This window comes from Actinomyces slackii (genome assembly GCF_900637295.1).
Taxonomy (GTDB): Bacteria; Actinomycetota; Actinomycetes; order Actinomycetales; family Actinomycetaceae; genus Actinomyces; species Actinomyces slackii.
Genome location: NZ_LR134363.1, coordinates 725,694 through 742,454 on the forward strand (window position 1 = coordinate 725,694; position 16,761 = coordinate 742,454).

The following is a 16,761-nucleotide window of genomic DNA, read 5'->3' on the forward strand; positions in this document are numbered from 1 at the left end:
ATGGCCGGGTGACTAACGTGGCGCCATGAGCGAGCGCGCGGCCACCCGTCCCCGACCCACTGCCCCACCGGTCTACCAGGCCTCTCGTGAGAAGCTCACCGAGGCGGAGGTGCGCAGCTGGGGCGTGGACGACGTCGTCGATGCCCTCTTCTTCGCGGTGGCGGCTCTGGCCGCGCTCTGGCTGGCCTGGCTGATCCTGGGGGCGGGATGGCACCTCACGCCGTGGGCGGTCGTGGCGGGCCTGGCCTTCTGGGGAATGCTGGCCTACCTGGCCATCCCCCGCCTCCACCAGGTCCTGACGTGGCTGTACGTGCCCGACTACTTCATCGGGCGCACCCGAACCCCCGATGGGCTCCTGGGCGATCCGGTCAACCTGGCCATTCAGGGCGATGAGGATGACATCCATGAGGCGATGCGCTCGGCCGGCTGGGTGCGGGCCGACCCGATCACGCTGGCATCCTCCTGGGGGATCATCAAGTCCTGGATGCTGCGCCGCTCCTACCCGGCGGCTCCGGTCTCCACCCTCCAGCTCTTCGGGCGGGCGCAGGACTTCGCCTACCAGAAGGAGGTGGAGGGAAACCCCTCCCAGCGCCACCACATCCGCTTCTGGCACACTCCCTCCGGCTGGGTCCTGCCCGGCGGCCGGGGCGTGGACTGGCTGGCGGCCGCCACCTATGACCGGGCGGTGGGCCTGTCCGGCCTGACCCTCCAGGTCACTCACCGGATCGACGCGGATATCGACATCGAGCGCAACTACGTGGTCGATGACCTGCGCTGGGCCTGCCCCCAGGCCCGTCTGTCGATCTGGACGGACTTCTTCACCTCCTACCACGACAAGAACGGCGGCGGCGACCGTGTCATCACCGACGGCGACCTCTATGTCCTGGACCTGGAGGAGGTCGTGGCCGACTCCCGCCATTCGGTGGAGCTGGCCCGGGCCCGGGCGGCCGATGCCCAGGCTCAGCGCAACCGCCCCATCCAGCTGCTCGTCGCCCTGGCGCTCATCGCGGCGCTGACCGTGACCAATGTCGTCATCGCCCTGGGGGGCAGGAATATCGCCCGGGTGGTGCAGGAGGCCGAGGCCTACGGCCTGGTCGACGCCGCGGCGAATGCCTATGTCATGATCGCCACGATCTCAGGATTTCTGGCCCTGGCCGCAGCGGGACTGGGGGTGGCGGCCTGGCACGGCCACCCTCGCGGGCGCATCGCCCTGCTGATGGCCCTGACCCTGCGGCTCCTCATGGACTTCTCCCAGGTGACGGGTATGGGGGTGCGCCAGGTCTCGGTGGGGCTGCTGACCACATCGGCGCTGACGGTTCTGGCGCTGCTGACGCTGACGGCCCGTCCGGTGCCTCGCTGGGAGCGGGCGCGCAAGGCGGAGCGTCGCCGCCGCCGGGCCGGGGGCAAGCGCTTGCGTCGGGCGGGGCTCGGCGATCGCTGAGCCCCGCTGGGTCTCAGCTGAGCCCCTGCCGGGCCCCGCTGGGTCACGGCGGGCCGACGGCGAGGCGGTTGCGGGCCGGGACGGGCGCGAGCGCCGTTACCCTGGCTCCATGAGCGAGTACCTGGCGGGGCCCGGCAGGCACGCCGACCCTCAGCGTCCGGCCGATGAGCGTGAGCATGTGCGCTTCGGCATCCCCTTCAACGGCGTGGTCCCCATCTGGCACGACGACGCCACCATCACCTGGCACCGGCCCACTGATGGCACCGACCTGGCCACGGTGCTGGGCATGGGCCTGGTGGAGACCGAGCCCGGCCCCACCCAGGCACCGGATGGCTGGGCGGAGCATGTGGAGACCGGCACCCTGACCGAGGGCGGGCGGGTCCTGCTGCTGCGCGCGGCCACGCCCACGGGCCGGCGCGCCATCAACGACCCGGGCGAGGGCGCCCCGGTTGTGCTGGACGAGCCCCTGGGCTTCCAGGAGGCGATGGAGGGCGACTTCGACATCGTGGGCTTCGGCATCCACATCGGGCGCATCATGCTGCGGGCGGCGCGCGACGGCGGAATCGTCGTCTTCACTCTGCGCGCCCCCCGGGACCCTGAGCCCCACCACCTGCTGTCCATGCCGGCCAGCAGCGATGAGGAGGGCGTGATGAGCTTCCACCTGGGCACGCTCCTGGAGATGGAGGGCGGCGCCTGGGATGCGGCCCGCCACTCAGAGGGGATGGCGATGCTGGACCTGACGGTTCCCTACACCGACCTGGTGGCGGACTTCGGCCAGGAGGGGGAGGAGGGCCTGGATGCGGACCGGGTGCTGGAGATGGCTCAGCCCGCGGTCCAGTGCCTGCTCAAACCGGGTTTCCCCTTCGCGCTGGGGGCCTCGATCCTCCTGCCGGAGGACTGAGAGGGCGCCTGAAGGCGGTGGGCCCGGGCAGCGCGCTCGGGCACGCGCCCAAGCCCCGCGATCCGCGCCGGGATTGTCAGCGCGGCGGGGCGGTGCTGGCGCGCAGGGTGAGCTCGGCGGGGATGGTGATGCTGCGCGAGCCGTCCAGGGGGCCGTGCTCGGCCTGCTCCAGGATGAGGCCCACCATCTCCCGGCCGTGGCGCTTGAAGTCGAGGCGGACCGTGGTCAGCGGCGGGAAGGAGTACTCGCCCAGGGCCAGGCCGTCGAATCCGACGACGGAGACGTCGTCGGGCACGCGCCGGCCCTGCTCGTGCATGGCCCTGATCAGCCCCAGGGCCACCTCGTCATTGGCGCAGAAAACCGCGGTGACCTGCGGGTTAGCCGCCAGGCGCTGGCCGGCCGCATAGCCCGCGGCGGCCTCCCAGTCCCCGGGGACGGGCTCGGGGACGATCGCGCCGGCCTCCCGCAGGCAGGCGGCCCAGGTGGCGCTGCGGATGAGCGCGGATTGGGAGCCCTGGGGCCCGGTGACGTGGTGGACCGTGCGGTGCCCCAGGGCCAGGAGATGCCCGACGGCGTCGCGCACGCCCTGGGCCTGGTCGGCCGAGGCGGAGGGGTAGTGGCCCACGAGGGTGGAGTCTGAGACGGCCACGGGCATGGTGGGCGGCAGGGCCAGGTGCTCGCGCCCGGCCCGGCCCGCCTGGACCACGACCAGCCCGTCGATGGCCTGGTTGACCAGGCGGTGGGAGGCCTCGCGCAGCTCCTGGGACTCGGGCTGGGCCACTTGGGTGAGGTTGACGGCGTAGCCGGCGGCGGTGGCCGCCTCCAGGACCCCGGCGGTGGTCAGGGCCTCCCCGGTGCGCTGGATCTGCTGGGTGAGTACGCCGATGGTCTTGAAGGAGCCCCGGCGCAGGGCCTGGGCGGCGCGGTTGGGGGCGTAGCCGAGTTGAGCCATGGCGCGCTCGACCCTCTGGCGGGTCTCGGCGCGCACATTGGGGGCGCCTGCCGAGACGCGCGAGGCGGTCTGCGGGGAGACGCCGGCCAGGCGGGCGACGTCGACGAGGGAGGGGGCGCCTGATGCCCTGCGTCTCCGTGATGTCGCCTCTGCCATGGCTGCGAGGTTATCAGGTGGGGCTTGCGCTTCCCCTGACCTGTATGGTAACGCAACCAGAGTCTTGAGGGCATCCCTGATGTTGCTTGCGAAAGCCGGATGGTCGGCGTATGTTAACGTCACCATTCGGGGTGGCAGAGGCGACCCCGTCATGCACAACGAGGTGAGACATGGCGCCACAGGCTCATAGCGCAGGCACGGAGAAGACCTACCTGCGGTGGTACAACAAGGTCGGCTACGGCTCGGGAGACGTGGCGGGGAACGTCGTCTACGCGCTCCTGTCCGCCTTCGTCATGATTTATCTGACGGACACCGCCGGTCTCAATCCCGGGATCATCGGCACGCTCATGATGATCTCGCGGCTCTTCGACGGGTTCTCCGACATCATCTTCGGCAGGCTCCTGGACCGCACGCATACACGCTTGGGCAAGGCCCGGCCGTGGATGCTGGGCGGGTTCGTGGGATGCTCCGCCATGATCATCGCGATCTTCGCGATTCCGCTGAGCCTGGGGGACGGGGCCAAGTACGCCTGGTTCTTCATCGCCTACACCCTGCTCAACGCCGTGTTCTACACGGCCAACAACATCGCCTACTCGGCCCTGACCGCGCTGATCACCAAGAACAGCGCCGAGCGCGTGCAGATGGGCTCGATCCGATTCATGTTCGCCTTCGGCACCAGCCTGCTCATCCAGAGCATCACGGTCCAGGGGGTTGAGGCCCTGGGCGGCGGGGCCGAGGGCTGGCGGGCCATGGCCATCATCTACGCGCTGCTGGGCCTGGCGGTCAACACGCTCTCGGCGATGTCGGTGCGCGAGCTCTCCCCGGAGGAGCTGGCTGACACCGGGGAGTCCGGCGCCGTCGGTGCGGCCCACAGCGCTGAGGCGGCTGATGAGGTCTCCCTCAAGGACTCCGTGCGCATGCTGCTGTCCAACAAGTACTACGCCATCATTCTGGTGGTCTTCCTGCTGGCGCAGATCTTCACGGCCATGCTCAACATGGGCATCTACTTCATGACCTATGTCCTGGGCGACGCCAAGCTCTTGGGGAGCTTCGCCTGGGCGATCAATGTCCCGCTCATCGTGGGACTGCTGGTCACGCCCCTGCTGGTCAAGCGCTTCGGTGAGATGTTCCGGGTCAACGCCTGGGGCTACGCCCTGGCGGTGGCCGGGCGACTGGGGGTGGTGGCGGCCGCCTATGCCGGCTCGATCCCGCTCATGCTGCTGTTCTCGGCGATCGCCTCCCTGGGGATGAGCCCGCTTCAGGGGACCCTCAATGCGCTGATCGCCGAGGCCTCGGAGAACACGCTGCTGCGCCATGGCAAGCGAATCGATGGCCTCATGTTCTCCTGCACCTCTCTTGGGGTGAAGGTGGGCGGCGGCGTCGGGACGGCGCTGTCGGGGTGGCTCCTGGCCGCCAGCGGCTATGTGGGCGGGGTCGACGTCCAGCCGGACTCGGCCATCCAGATGATGTACGTGATGTATGTGTGGCTGCCGCTGGCGGCCAATGTCATCATTCTTCTCCTGCTCACCCGCCTGGATGTCGAGCGCGTCAACGCCCGGCTCAAGGCCGAGGCCGAGTCCGGCTCCCAGGCCGACCGCTGAGTCGCGTCGTCCGGGCGGGGGATATGAGGCCTCTGGCCCGGCGAGGCGGGCCCCGCCCTTGCGGCGCAGAGATGATGAGGCTCCCGAGGCAGTGACGTGACGTCGTCGGCCCCGAGGACCCTACGCCCCACCCATGCCCTGGCGGCTGCGGTGGGGCGTGGGCATGATTGCTCTATGCGCGACCTGAGCGATCTTGCCCGTCCGACTGCCCCGTCACGAGCCATCCAGGCCCGCATGGCCGCTGAGACCGCTGAGCGCCTGCAGGCCAGTGGCCCGGCCGTGGCTCTGGCACCGGACGCCGGCGCGCCGGTCGACCTGCGCCAGGCGCTGGGCCAGGCCGTGGGGTCGCTGGCCGATGAGGTGGTGGCGCTGTCCCGGGATATTCATGCCCATCCCGAGCTCGGCTACGAGGAGCACCATGCGGTCGCGGCCGTGGCGGGGCGCCTGCGCGCTCATGGGATTGAGCCGGAGGTCGGGGTCTTCGGGATGGAGACGGCTCTTCGTGCCGAGATCGGGCGGAGCGGGCCCGCGATCGCGATTCTGGCGGAGTACGACGCGCTGCCGGGCATCGGTCATGGCTGCGGCCACAATGTCATGTGCGCCAACTCGGTGGGGGCCTTCCTGGCCCTGGCGCAGCTGGAGCGGGCCCGGCCGGGGGCGCTGCCCGGCCGGGTGATCCTGCAGTCCACCCCCGCTGAGGAGAACTCCACCGCCAAGGAGGTCCTGTGCATGCGCGGCATGCTCGACGGCGTCGAGGCGGCCATCCAGACCCATGCCTACCCGATGGACCTCACCCGTCAGACCTGGCTGGGGGTTCGGCGCCTGGAGGTGGTCTTCCACGGGGTGGCGGCGCATGCCTCCTCCCAGCCCTTCATGGGGCGCAATGCCTTGGATGCCGCGACCTTGGCGCTCAGCGGCTTCGCGATGCTGCGCCAGCACATCCTGCCCATGGATCGGCTCCATGCGGTGGTGGTCGATGGGGGACAGGTCGCCAATGTCATTCCGGAGCGCGCCGAGCTGGCCATCATGGTGCGCTCGAAGTACCCCGAGACCTTAAGGGACATCGTGGAGCGCGTGGAGGACGTGCTGCGCGGGGCGGCGCTGATGACCGGGACGGGCGTGGAGATCAGGACCGACGAGCACACCAATGAGATGCCGGTGAGGGACAACGGCCCCCTGCTGGAGTCGTGGGTGCGGGCTCAGCGCGAGCGAGGGCGCGATCCTCTTCCGTCGGGCGTGGTCTCCGAGACGATCGCGGCGGGCACGGACTTCGGCAATGTGTCCTTGCGGGTGCCGGGCATCCACCCGCTCATCCGTGCCACGGAGCGGCCCGACGTCGCCCTCCACACCCGCGAGATGGCAGCGGCGGCGGGATCGGCGACGGGGGACGCGGCCGCGGTGGACGGCGCCTACGGCCTGGCGGCAGTGGCCCTGGACTGGCTGCATGACGGCGCTCTCCGCCAGCGCGTGCGCGCCGACTTCGAGGCCAGCGGCGGAGTCGTGGACGTGGCGGGGTTCTGGAAAAAACGAGATGCAAGTCACTAACAAAGGTGTCGGCTGGCCTTGCTGTTCGCTGTGCTCTGAGGCAGTCTATGTCAGAAGTCATATCGTTGAGGCGGCCTGAAAGCGGCGAGTTGACAAAAAGGAGACGACTTGTGGCGGAGAATCAAAAAAAGCAAGCGATCGAGGAAGTCTTGACGCAAACGAAAGCATCCCGCGGCGCATTGGGCCTTGAAGAGGGTGGAACAAAGAGTAGCGATCTTTCTTCGACACTGTCCGATGCCTGGCAGTCCCCGGCAGCGGAAGATGTGGAGACCGCTATATCAACCACCGTAAGTGGAATAGGTACTGAATGGAGTAGTATCGAGACTCAGGTTCAGAGTGATTACGATAAAGAGCCGGATGACGTTGATTCTGAGAGTTTGGAGGCGCGGTGGTTTACACGAAGCCCTCGGCCCAGTTGAGTGTGTGAAGTAGATTCCGAAGGAAACTCAAACTAAGGAGCATTAAAGAATGACGTTCATCAGTCTTAATAAGGATTCCCTTCAAACCTTCATCAGTGGCCTCAACTCTTACGCAGATAGCGTGGACAATGAACGTGGTCAGGTGTACATCAAGTTATGGATTAATTCGTATCCGACTGAAATTTCAGATATGGTTAACGGGGGAGATTCGACTCTTGCAACTAAAGCCGGGGAGTTGAGGTCCCATGCTTCAGATTTGCAGACTCGCCTCGACGAAGCAGTCGCAATGAATGAGGATGGCGTTACTATTAGTGACCCAGAGACTGGAACCATTTCTTATTACCTGCCGGAGGGTGTCTCCGATACCGCCGCAAATGTCAAAAAGCACAATAGTGACGCCCAAGCCCAGGCGACGAAGGACGCCAAGGGTCTTCAGGCCTTTATTGATAAGGGTGAAGAGGATGATGCGCGCTATCAGGAGTTACTTGCGAAACTTAAGGGCGGACAAGACAATCCTGTCTATGCTTCCACGTTTATCGATGCTGTCGGACCTGAAAATTTGACACAAATTCCCGTCGACGTTGAGGATGTTTATGTCGATTCTAAAACTGGAGGAGGCATTGTCTCGAAGACGGAATGGGAGAATACTGAGCATGGAGATGCCATTGCTCAGATATTTGGTCATATGCTAGCCGCAGGGTCTACGACCTGGGATACTGAAAAAAGTCAGGCCGTAGCGGATGCGGTAGCAAACTCCGTGAAAGATGACCCCAAGAAGGACTGGGGTGGTAGCAACGTGAATGCTCCACGAATGGGGGCACTGAACACGATGCTTGGAGTATCCCAAGAAGGCGACCTCGACGGGATCGAAGAGACTGAAGATCACGGTCTGGGGCTCACTTATGGAACAGATTTCTTGGTGCGGATGGGACAGAATTTGGAAAATGCCCCTACGTCTAACCAATATTTCGATCATCAGGAAGGACCCAGAGTTGGAGACTCAAGCAACCCACTGAGTGGTATTGTGCATGCAATGGCTGCCAATCCTGAGGCTGCCAAGCAGTGGCTTGCTCCTGCTGCGACGCAGCCACCGACGGTCAGGGTAGATGCCGACAGCACGGTTAGCCGTATCCGTGCCATGATGGATAACAGTGCAATCGGAGACAACCAGTGGACAGATGACTGGGCCAAGCTGGCGGAGAACGTGTCAGCCCAGGCCGCGAATCAAACGGCTCTTGGCGCCTCCTCGCCTATGAATGGTAGGGATAGTGCTGCTGTGGTCTCTGGAGTCCTGAATGCCATGGGTGAGAGCAGCAGTAATGCCATGGGTGAGACCAGCAGCGAGTTCACGCTATCTGGGACTGCGAGAAATCTTGTTGGTGATACGTTGGAGCGTTATCCAATGGGCGTCGACATTTCGGCGCAAGCTGGGAATCCTAAAAAATATACTACTTCCCCAGACAGCAACTCACTTTGGGCGGCTAATCTCCAGGAACAGCCGCTCTTTTCCGATCTCGCATTGTCAAACCTTGTGGGTCAAGTGGGGCAAGATGATCGTGCAATAGTTGAACTGCAGGCGTCTCAAACTGTATACAATCATGAGAGGGTAGCGGCCATCGTTGAACACGCAGAAGATGATAGCGGCGGTGAGGCAGCTTTGGCGGAGGCTCTCCAAGACCAAAGCAGTACTAGCGGGTTTTTCATGGGTGCTATCGGAAGAACGAGCGAGCAGATTGGAGCCGCTGCCGACCAACGTGTGAAGTTCTATGCAGATTCGGCTGCTAACCTCGTGAGCGCTATTCCTGTGGCGCCCGGCGCGGGCGCTGCGATCGATACGGCAGTAAGTTTCGCGATGTCAGAGGCAAGAGACGGGGCTAAGAACTCCATCGTGAATTCGCTTGCAACAGCGGAAACTGAGGCGAAAAATGAGAATCAGAAGAACTACGCCGAGGGAGTGACATATAACCAGGCACTCACTACAATGACTTTGCTGCAGAGCGGAATATATTCGGCTGAGGAACTGGCTTCGACGCGCAAGGGAGTAGCTGTGGATGCGAGCAGTGTCATCGCTTCCGATGGGGAAGTTCTCGTGGGACCCGATTCTCAAGGAGAGGTCTCCTCTCTTACTCCTGAGCAATACGATGCACTGGTGGAAGTCGGCGGAGTACTTCCATCAGGTGATAATGCGGGTCTAACGGACATTACGGATCGGGTGACAACCCGTTACACAGAAGCATCTAGGAATGCCAAACCTGACAATGGTGCGGATCCTGCGCCTTGGGACTAACGAGAGCGGATTGTATACGGTGCGGCGATTTTCTGTCCTTAGTGGGGCGTCATTGTGTGTCCTTGCGCTCACCTCTTGCGTAGTGTCGGGTGATGGCGATGCCTATCGGACCGTGCCTCCCAGTGTTGCCGTTGAGGGGAAAAAATTCTCTTGTGCTGGCGTCCCGGATGAGTCGGTCGGCAAGATGTTTGACTCCGCGATCACCTACAGTGAGCGCACGCTATATTGGAAGCGTGACGCCGTTTCCTCGATTGAGTGCACCGTTAGTCGCGCCGACAGTGGCGGGCGGATCGCGGTATACGTGTCTTATGGTCGTATTCCTGACTATGGGGATCCGATCGATACGACAAATGCGTACCAAGCGCCAAATCGGGAGAACTTCTCGGTTCCCGGCGTCGAGGGTGAAGGGACCGTAGATACAGCTAAAGAGGGCGGGGGCGTCGCAGTGTTCCAATGTGATGGGCACTATGTGCTGGTGTCCATCTACCCCCGCCAGGAGGTCCAGGGCGACCTGAAGAGCAATATGGTGAATCTTGCGACGTCGATGACGCCGTGGGTGTGCGGTGGGGAGACGATCCCTGGTCGACAGGAGACCCTGGAGGAGCTGGAGCGCCCGAAACCGCAGTCGACACCCACGCAGGATGCGTAAGCGCGCCGCACAGCCAGCGGATAGAGCGTCCGGAGCGGGGTGCAGGAGATTTCAGTCGTCGTCGGTGGTGTTGAGGGTCTGGACCTCGGCGACGGGGATGGGGGTTTCGGACTGGGTGCTGGTGATGCCCAGGCTGCCGCTGGTTCCGTCGGTGGCCGTGAAGGTGGTGTGATAGTTGATGGTGGTGGTCAACGGGGTGGTTCCACCGAGGTGAGCGCTGGACCGGGTGAAGACGATGAGGCAGTCGGTGGTGTCCCAGTCGGGGGTCTGCGGAGTCCAAGGCTGACCGAAGCCGGTGCACTTGACCTGGGAGTCCGGAGCAGAGAGCTTCAGGCCGGTGGCGGCAATGGTGACGGTGGCCGTGGTGGAACCTGCGGTGGCGGAGATGGTGGTGGAGCGGACGGTGGCATCCGTGGCCCATACCCAGGTGTCGTAGCCGACCAGAGTTGAGCCCTGATTACCGATGGCGGGGTTGGTCTCGATAGTGGGTGTGGGGATGGTGGCGCTGGCCATCACCGCCCGGGCCAGAGTCTCCCCGGCGATGTAGGGCTGCGGCATGGGAGTGCCGGCAGGCAGCCAGACGTTGGGACTAATCGCGCTCTCACGCATGCCCAGCAAAGTCTGACGGTACTCCTCCTCTGATGCGGCGCGGCTGGGATCACAGTTGACTTTGTACCATCCGCCGTCCTGATCCCGACGATCCTCCCAATCGGCGTAACTATCAAACGCATAGATGAGAGCTCGCCCTATTGACACGCCAGAATTGCTTTTCTTGTCCTTCTCAATCTGCTCCTTGCGCTCCTCCATATTCTTGGCCACTTCTTCACCGCTGCCGACGTACTCGTACCAGCAGATCGGGTCGACGGCGATGCCGGAGACATCGACCGATGCACCTGTACCTGGAGCGGCTGATGTTGGGCTCCCGGAACCGTCGGAGACAACTGTCTCGGAGGCCTGGGCCTGAACCTCGATCGAGTCGGCTCCACCCCCGGACACGCTGCCGCCCGCATCGGAGTTTCCTCCACCTTTAGGTGACGCGAATGACGGTGCGTCAAAAATACTGCACACAAGCGCCGTGGCGGCGATAAGGGTCACAAAATATGTTCGACTAAGAGTTAGATGCTGACTTATCATGCGCATTCGTCTGTCCCTAATTCCTCACTCTTGCTGGCAAGCCATGTGCCGTTTTTCTTGACCATCTGATATGTTCGAGTATAGGCATGCTGATAACTTCGTGCGTCGACCTCGTCCCCTTGCTCGTTGACGACCTTCATTTTGGTGTAATCCGTGCACACTAAGACTTCTGCGGAATCATCTGCGGTGAGACTAACCGATGCAACACTGACGCTGTAGAAACCTGAGGCCCTCCAGCCTTGATTTTCGAACTCTGCGAAGACGTCTTGGTAGAGCTGGAGCTCCTCGCCAGTCATCGTGGCTTGAGTTTCCTCTGAGTTCTCCATGTTCATGAAAGCGAGCCATACCGTCTTGTCGAAGGCCATGAAATACATGAAGGCCTCCGCCTGCTTCGCGTCCATGTTCTCGGGGATGGAGACCACCTGATACCCGTTGTCCCAGTCCGACAGCGATTCCGTGGTGATCTCTTCGACTGGGGGCACGGAGACAGTGGGCGCGGCCGAGGGTGGAGGGGCGGTGCCCGCGGAGGTGGAGGCGGCGGTGCCTGGGCTTGCCAGAGATGGAATTGACGTCTGGCTCGAGGGCTCCTGGCCCGAGCAGGCGATCAGTGACGATGCGGCGACGAGGGAGCACAGGGTGACCATGCCGCGCCTTGCCTTTGTGCGCACGGAACCTCCAGATGCAAGGGTGCTGACGGTCTGCTGCGTCAACGATAAGACACAGTGCCCTCTGGTGCCATGGAACCAACCTGGGAAGTTCCTGAAATATTTGCAGGTGCTCCAGGGATCAGCCGATTGTCGTGGTCCCTGCCGTATTCCGCCCGCGCCCTCCATCGCCGACGGGAAACGAAGCAATCCCTGCGCTCCTAGGCCGAAGAAAAAGAAATCGTCTTATGAGGTCTCTGTGCCGGGAGTTTCTGTGGGATCAGTGGTTGCTGGTGCCAGGGGAGTGTTCAGGCCTGGGATCGGCTCGCCGTTGCAGGCCCAGGGGGTGATGGAGAGGGCAAGGTTGACCAGGTTGCCCTTGAGGTCTCCGCGCATCTTTCCTTTAGGGCTGATGGACGTCGCGATGAATGCATCGCCACAGGCGATGACGGCGGCCCCGCCGCCTTCCTTCGACGTGCGCACCTCACCGGTGGCTCCAGGAACGTCAGGAACAGGAAAAGATTCCTCGTATTCATCAGCGTGGTACATTCCAGAAAGATCCCACTTGTCCCAGTCGAAATCGCGGCCGAAATGAACGTAGGCGGCCCGCTTGGTTTCTTCTATTTCGGTACCATCCGCACCTTCAGCGCGAACTCTAATGTAGCATTCTATCTGCTGTACATGATCTCCATTTTCCCTACTTCCACTAAACAACTCGTAGATCGGATCTGAGAACATTGCCTCGATCGAAGAATCAGGTACCCCCGGGCAGTGAAATGAGGTCGAACTCGGGTCGACGGATGGTGACACCATCACGGATGGCGACGCCTCTACTACGCTAGGGGTAGTGCTAGGGTTAGATCTCTTAGTCACCAGGGAGCATGACGTCGTCAGAATGATCGCGCACCATATCGCGCAGTGCCTGACGAACTTACGAGGTCGCTGCGCCGTCATGTCCTCACTACTTCCTATAAATGTCGTATGCGCTGCCGTAGCCATCCGTGTAATTGTCTGTCATGACGTCGCCGACGTTTCCCTGCGCGCGCACGATCTGCTGGACCGCCTTACCCGGTACGCCACACTTATGAGAAAGGCTCGCTCTTCCCATGGCCGACGCGCCCTTGAGTAGTGGAACGGGAGTGCGGCGCGCCGAATGATCAGACGTGGTGACTCGATGCCGTGACCCGACGCTTGCGTCACCCGCACGTTACCGGGACTTGAGAGGCCATGCTGAGCGCTCCGATGAAATGTGGTGCAGGTCTCAGAATATCCCGACCCCGCGCAGCGTCGCCTGCCCTCAGCCTGCCACAATGGCGGCATGACACGCCTCAACCCTGAGTCCTCGTCGTCCCTGTACCGCGTCATCCTCGTGTGCACCGGCAATATCTGCCGCTCGGCCATGGCGGAGGCCGTCCTGCGCGATCGCCTGGCCGGACCCCTCGCCCAGCGCGTGCACGTCTCATCCGCCGGCGTCTCCGACGAGGAGCACGGCAACCCCATGGACCACCGGGCACGCCGAGTACTGGCCGCCGCCGACTACACCACCGGCCCCGCCGCCGAGGTCATCGACCACCACCGGGCCCACCGCATCACCGACGAGGAGATCCTGGGCTCCAACCTCATCCTGGCCATGACCGCCCGCCACGAGCGCGAGCTGCGCCGCCGTGCCGAGCGCCTGGGCGCCGACCTCACGCGCATCCGGATGTACCGCTCCCTGGACCCCGAGGCCGGCCCGGCCACCGACCTCGACGTCCCCGACCCCTGGTACGGCACGGAGGCCGACTTCGAGGACACCCTCGCCGTCGTCGAACGCGTCAGTGACGCCCTGGCCACCCGCCTCGCCGACGAGACCTCCACCGCAGCACCCTAAGTCTCCCTGAGGCGCCCGGCCCGGGCCCCTGCACTGCCGGTCGCCGCGCCCCAGCCCACCGCCTCAGCCCAGGCGGGCGGCCAACCACCCGGTCACCGCCGCGAAGTACTCCTCGCGAGCCCGCGGCCCCGACAGCGACAAGTCATGCACGCCGTCGGGAATCTGGCGCACCGTGACGTCATTTCCCAGGAACGGCGCCCGCGCGATCATCTGCTCCACGGACAGCACCACATCGCTGCGCTTGGCCTCCTCCAGGTCGGCGTCGGGCGAGCCGGTCGTCGTCGAGCAGCACAGCAGGATCGGCACCCGGATTCCCAGGCCGTGATGCACCCTCCGCTGCAGGCGCCGCACCCCCGCCAGGAAGCCGGCGCGCACCGGGAAGGCCGGGAAGGGCTTGAGCCTGAGATCCCAGTCCCACTCACCCGACCAGTCCCGGTGCAGCGCCTCGACATAGACATCCGGCTTGTCCCGACTCGCGCCGGGATCATCGATCACCCGATCGGGCCAGCGCCGCGAGATCAGATCCACCAGCGCCGAACCATAGGAGCGCACCAGGGCCGTGCCCCGCAGATCCAGCCACGGCGAGTTCAGCACCACCGCATCCACGGTCCCAGGATGATCCGCCGCCCAGATCACCGCCTGCAGGCCCCCGGTGGAGTGCCCGTGGAGCACCACCTCGCCATGCCCGTGCTCAGAGCGGATGATGCGCAGCGCCCGACGGATCTCCTCGGCATGGACGCGCAGATCCCGCACATCATGCGGGGAGGGGAGGCCGATGCCCGCCCGCCCGCAGGCCCGCAGGTCCAGGGCGTAGAACTCATACCCGGCATCCAGGAAGGCCTGGGCCATATGCGTCTGGAAGAAGTAGTCGCTGCGGCCGTGCAGGTGGAGCACAGCGCGATCATGGCGGCCACCGGCCTGACGCTGATGCACCAGAACCGCATGATCGCCCACCGCAGCCTCCGGTGCGGGAGTCACCGGGATGCGGCGCGCCACCCAGGGCTCGCCCAGGAGGTCGGGCTCGATCCCGGAGGCCTCGATCCGCTCAGGACGCGGGGGCTCAGTGGCTTCGATGGGCTCTGCGGGCTCACTCGGCATGGGGGGCACGGTCATGGAGTCAATACAAGCACGGGCCCGGCGCCCGCGCGTCCTGCAGGAGATGCGTGACTTTCGTCCCTAGCGGGCCTCTCGGCTTGCCCCCGGCCACCCGGCTGCGTACCTTAACCGTGACCATCCAGAGCAGCCGAGAGACCTGGCTCGACGACGCTGCAGCAACCCCCTTCGCGGTGAGGGTGCTTCCGCCAGGACCGATGGAGGAGCGCGTGAGCCAAACCAGGACCCCCGAGTCGCCCGAGGGCGCCCAGATCGACGACGCCTCGCAGGTCGAGGACTCCCAGGACAGCAGCCCCGAGGAGCCCATGATCTCCCTGCGCGACGTCCACAAGATCTACCGCCTGCGCGGCGGCATCGAGGTGCGCGCCCTGGACGGCCTGAGCCTGGACGTGGCCCCCGGCTCCATCCACGGCATCGTGGGCACCTCCGGCGCCGGCAAGTCCACCCTGGTGCGCTGCCTGACCTCCCTGGAGCGCCCCACCTCCGGCCACGTCCTGGTCGAGGGCAAGGACATGACCGCCCTGAGTCCCCGGGCCCTGCGCGAGGCCCGCCGTCGCATCGGCATGGTCTTCCAGCACGCCAACCTCCTGGACCAGCGCACCGCCGCCCAGAACGTCGCCTACCCCATGACCCTGGCCGGCGTCCCCTCCGGCAACCGCCACCAGACCGTGGCCCGCATGCTCGACCTCGTGGGCCTGGCCGACCGCGGCGACTCCTACCCCGCCCAGCTCTCCGGCGGCCAGAAGCAGCGCGTGGGCATCGCCCGCGCCCTGGCCGACGACCCCGCCGTCCTCCTGTGCGACGAGCCCACCTCCGCCCTGGACCCCGAGACCACGCGCTCCATCCTCGACCTCATCAAGAACGTGCGCGACACCCTGGGCCTGACCGTCATCATCATCACCCACGAGATGAGCGTGGTCCGCCAGGTCTGCGACTCGGTGAGCCTGCTTCAGGCCGGCCGCATCGTCGAGGGCGGCCGCCTGGAGGACGTCGTGCTCGACGTCGGCTCCCGGCTCTCCCGTGAGATCGTCCCCTTCCCCGAGGTCCCCGAGGCCGCCGTCGCCCACGGCGAGGCCGTCCTGGACGTCTCCATCACCGCCCACCCCGGCCAGCCCGCCGCCGTCGCCCTGCTGTCCATGGTGGCCGAACTCGGAGGGGACGTGGCCGCAGGAGTCTTCGAGACCATCGGCACCGCCCAGATCGGCCGCCTGGCCATCACCGTTCCCGCCGACGACGTCGAGCGCGCCCTGAGCACCATGCGCACGGCCGGCATCACCGCGGAGGCCCGCTCATGACCGCACTGACCCTCAGCGCCCACCAGCTGCTCGCCACGGCCGCCAATGACGGGACCTGGCTCAACAACCGGGTCCTGGAGCGCCGCCTCCTGGAGGCCATCACCGAGACCCTGCTCATGACCTTCGTCTCCGGGGCCCTGACCGTGGTCTTCGGACTGCTGCTCGGCCTGGCCCTGGTGACCACCGGCGCCCGCGGCCAGCACCGCAACCGCCCCCTCTACGAGACCCTGTCCCTCGTGGTCAACATCGGCCGCTCCATGCCCTTCATCGTCCTCATGGTGGCCATCGCCTCGGTGACCCGCCTCATCGTGGGCTCATCCCTGGGGTGGCAGGCGGTCTGCGTGCCCCTGACGCTGGGCGCCATCCCCTTCTACGCCCGACTGGTGGAGACCGCCGTGAACAACGTTGAGCACGGCAAGGTCGAGGCCGCCCTCATGATGGGGGCCTCCGGCACCCAGATCACCTGGGGCGTGCTGGTGCGCGAGGCCCTGCCCACCCTCATCCAGGCGGCCACCGTCACCTTCATCACCCTGCTGGGCTACACGGCCATGGCCGGCACCATCGGCGGGGGAGGCCTGGGCGACCTGGCCATCCAGTACGGCTACAACCGCAACATGTCGGATGTCATGGTCGTGTCCGTCGTCGTCATCCTCCTCATCGTGGCCGTCATCCAGGTCGTGGGCGACATGCTCAGCCGGCTGGTGGACCACCGCTGAGGCCGCCACCAGCCGGCAGCGCCCGCGCCCAGCGCCCC

Annotated in this window: 14 protein-coding genes and 1 riboswitch; of the genes, 9 read left to right on the plus strand and 5 right to left on the minus strand. The window is 65.0% G+C overall.

Annotated features, from left to right (window positions below; all coding sequences use genetic code 11):
• The first annotated feature begins 25 nt into the window (after positions 1-25).
• On the plus strand, positions 26-1,441 hold the full coding sequence (locus EL266_RS02995; RefSeq protein WP_026426308.1) for an LssY C-terminal domain-containing protein: 1,416 nt from the start codon (positions 26-28) through the stop codon (positions 1,439-1,441).
• A 109-nt stretch (positions 1,442-1,550) separates the two neighbouring features.
• Positions 1,551-2,342 carry a hypothetical protein gene (locus EL266_RS03000; protein ID WP_232012096.1) on the plus strand — a complete coding sequence of 264 codons (792 nt, stop codon included), beginning with the start codon at positions 1,551-1,553 and terminating at the stop codon, positions 2,340-2,342.
• Positions 2,343-2,418: 76 nt separating this feature from the next.
• Here EL266_RS03000 and EL266_RS03005 read toward each other — a convergent pair whose 3' ends face one another.
• Positions 2,419-3,450 (minus strand): LacI family DNA-binding transcriptional regulator, encoded by a 1,032-nt coding sequence (locus EL266_RS03005; RefSeq protein ID WP_051280948.1) that lies wholly within the window; start codon positions 3,448-3,450, stop codon positions 2,419-2,421.
• Positions 3,451-3,620: 170 nt separating this feature from the next.
• Here EL266_RS03005 and EL266_RS03010 point away from each other — a divergent pair, with 170 nt between their 5' ends.
• From EL266_RS03010 to EL266_RS03025, 4 genes are all read left to right on the plus strand, one after another.
• Entirely contained in the window at positions 3,621-5,051 is a 1,431-nt protein-coding gene (locus EL266_RS03010; protein ID WP_026426311.1) for an MFS transporter, read from the plus strand.
• A gap of 174 nt (positions 5,052-5,225) precedes the next feature.
• Positions 5,226-6,596 carry an amidohydrolase gene (locus EL266_RS03015; RefSeq protein WP_026426312.1) on the plus strand — a complete coding sequence of 457 codons (1,371 nt, stop codon included), beginning with the start codon at positions 5,226-5,228 and terminating at the stop codon, positions 6,594-6,596.
• A gap of 468 nt (positions 6,597-7,064) precedes the next feature.
• On the plus strand, positions 7,065-9,302 hold the full coding sequence (locus EL266_RS03020; RefSeq protein WP_126412104.1) for a DUF6571 family protein: 2,238 nt from the start codon (positions 7,065-7,067) through the stop codon (positions 9,300-9,302).
• Positions 9,259-9,951 (plus strand): hypothetical protein, encoded by a 693-nt coding sequence (locus EL266_RS03025; RefSeq protein WP_126412106.1) that lies wholly within the window; start codon positions 9,259-9,261, stop codon positions 9,949-9,951. Before EL266_RS03020 ends, EL266_RS03025 begins: the two co-directional genes overlap by 44 nt.
• A gap of 51 nt (positions 9,952-10,002) precedes the next feature.
• On the opposite strand, the gene EL266_RS13850 is transcribed toward EL266_RS03025, so the two are convergent.
• The 3 genes from EL266_RS13850 to EL266_RS03040 all read right to left on the minus strand — a co-directional run bounded on the left by EL266_RS13850 (position 10,003) and on the right by EL266_RS03040 (position 12,467).
• Entirely contained in the window at positions 10,003-10,560 is a 558-nt protein-coding gene (locus tag EL266_RS13850) for a hypothetical protein (protein WP_126412443.1), read from the minus strand.
• A 521-nt stretch (positions 10,561-11,081) separates the two neighbouring features.
• Entirely contained in the window at positions 11,082-11,729 is a 648-nt protein-coding gene (locus EL266_RS03035) for an IMS domain-containing protein (RefSeq protein WP_026426314.1), read from the minus strand.
• 246 nt (positions 11,730-11,975) lie between these two features.
• The gene (locus EL266_RS03040) at positions 11,976-12,467 is read right to left on the minus strand and encodes a hypothetical protein (protein ID WP_126412110.1); all 492 of its coding nucleotides are present in this window, start codon (positions 12,465-12,467) and stop codon (positions 11,976-11,978) included.
• Positions 12,468-13,047: 580 nt separating this feature from the next.
• On the opposite strand from EL266_RS03040, the gene EL266_RS03045 reads away from it, so the two are divergent.
• Positions 13,048-13,599 carry a low molecular weight protein-tyrosine-phosphatase gene (locus EL266_RS03045; RefSeq protein WP_034514656.1) on the plus strand — a complete coding sequence of 184 codons (552 nt, stop codon included), beginning with the start codon at positions 13,048-13,050 and terminating at the stop codon, positions 13,597-13,599.
• 63 nt (positions 13,600-13,662) lie between these two features.
• On the opposite strand, the gene EL266_RS03050 is transcribed toward EL266_RS03045, so the two are convergent.
• The gene (locus EL266_RS03050) at positions 13,663-14,712 is read right to left on the minus strand and encodes an alpha/beta hydrolase (RefSeq protein ID WP_084500453.1); all 1,050 of its coding nucleotides are present in this window, start codon (positions 14,710-14,712) and stop codon (positions 13,663-13,665) included.
• A 114-nt stretch (positions 14,713-14,826) separates the two neighbouring features.
• Positions 14,827-14,916, plus strand: a riboswitch (SAM riboswitch).
• Between the two features lie 47 nt (positions 14,917-14,963).
• Here EL266_RS03050 and EL266_RS03055 point away from each other — a divergent pair.
• Positions 14,964-16,007 (plus strand): methionine ABC transporter ATP-binding protein, encoded by a 1,044-nt coding sequence (locus tag EL266_RS03055; RefSeq protein ID WP_232012137.1) that lies wholly within the window; start codon positions 14,964-14,966, stop codon positions 16,005-16,007.
• Complete coding sequence (locus EL266_RS03060) at positions 16,004-16,723, plus strand: methionine ABC transporter permease (RefSeq protein ID WP_026426318.1); 720 nt, start codon at positions 16,004-16,006, stop codon at positions 16,721-16,723. Before EL266_RS03055 ends, EL266_RS03060 begins: the two co-directional genes overlap by 4 nt.
• Positions 16,724-16,761 lie beyond the last annotated feature (38 nt).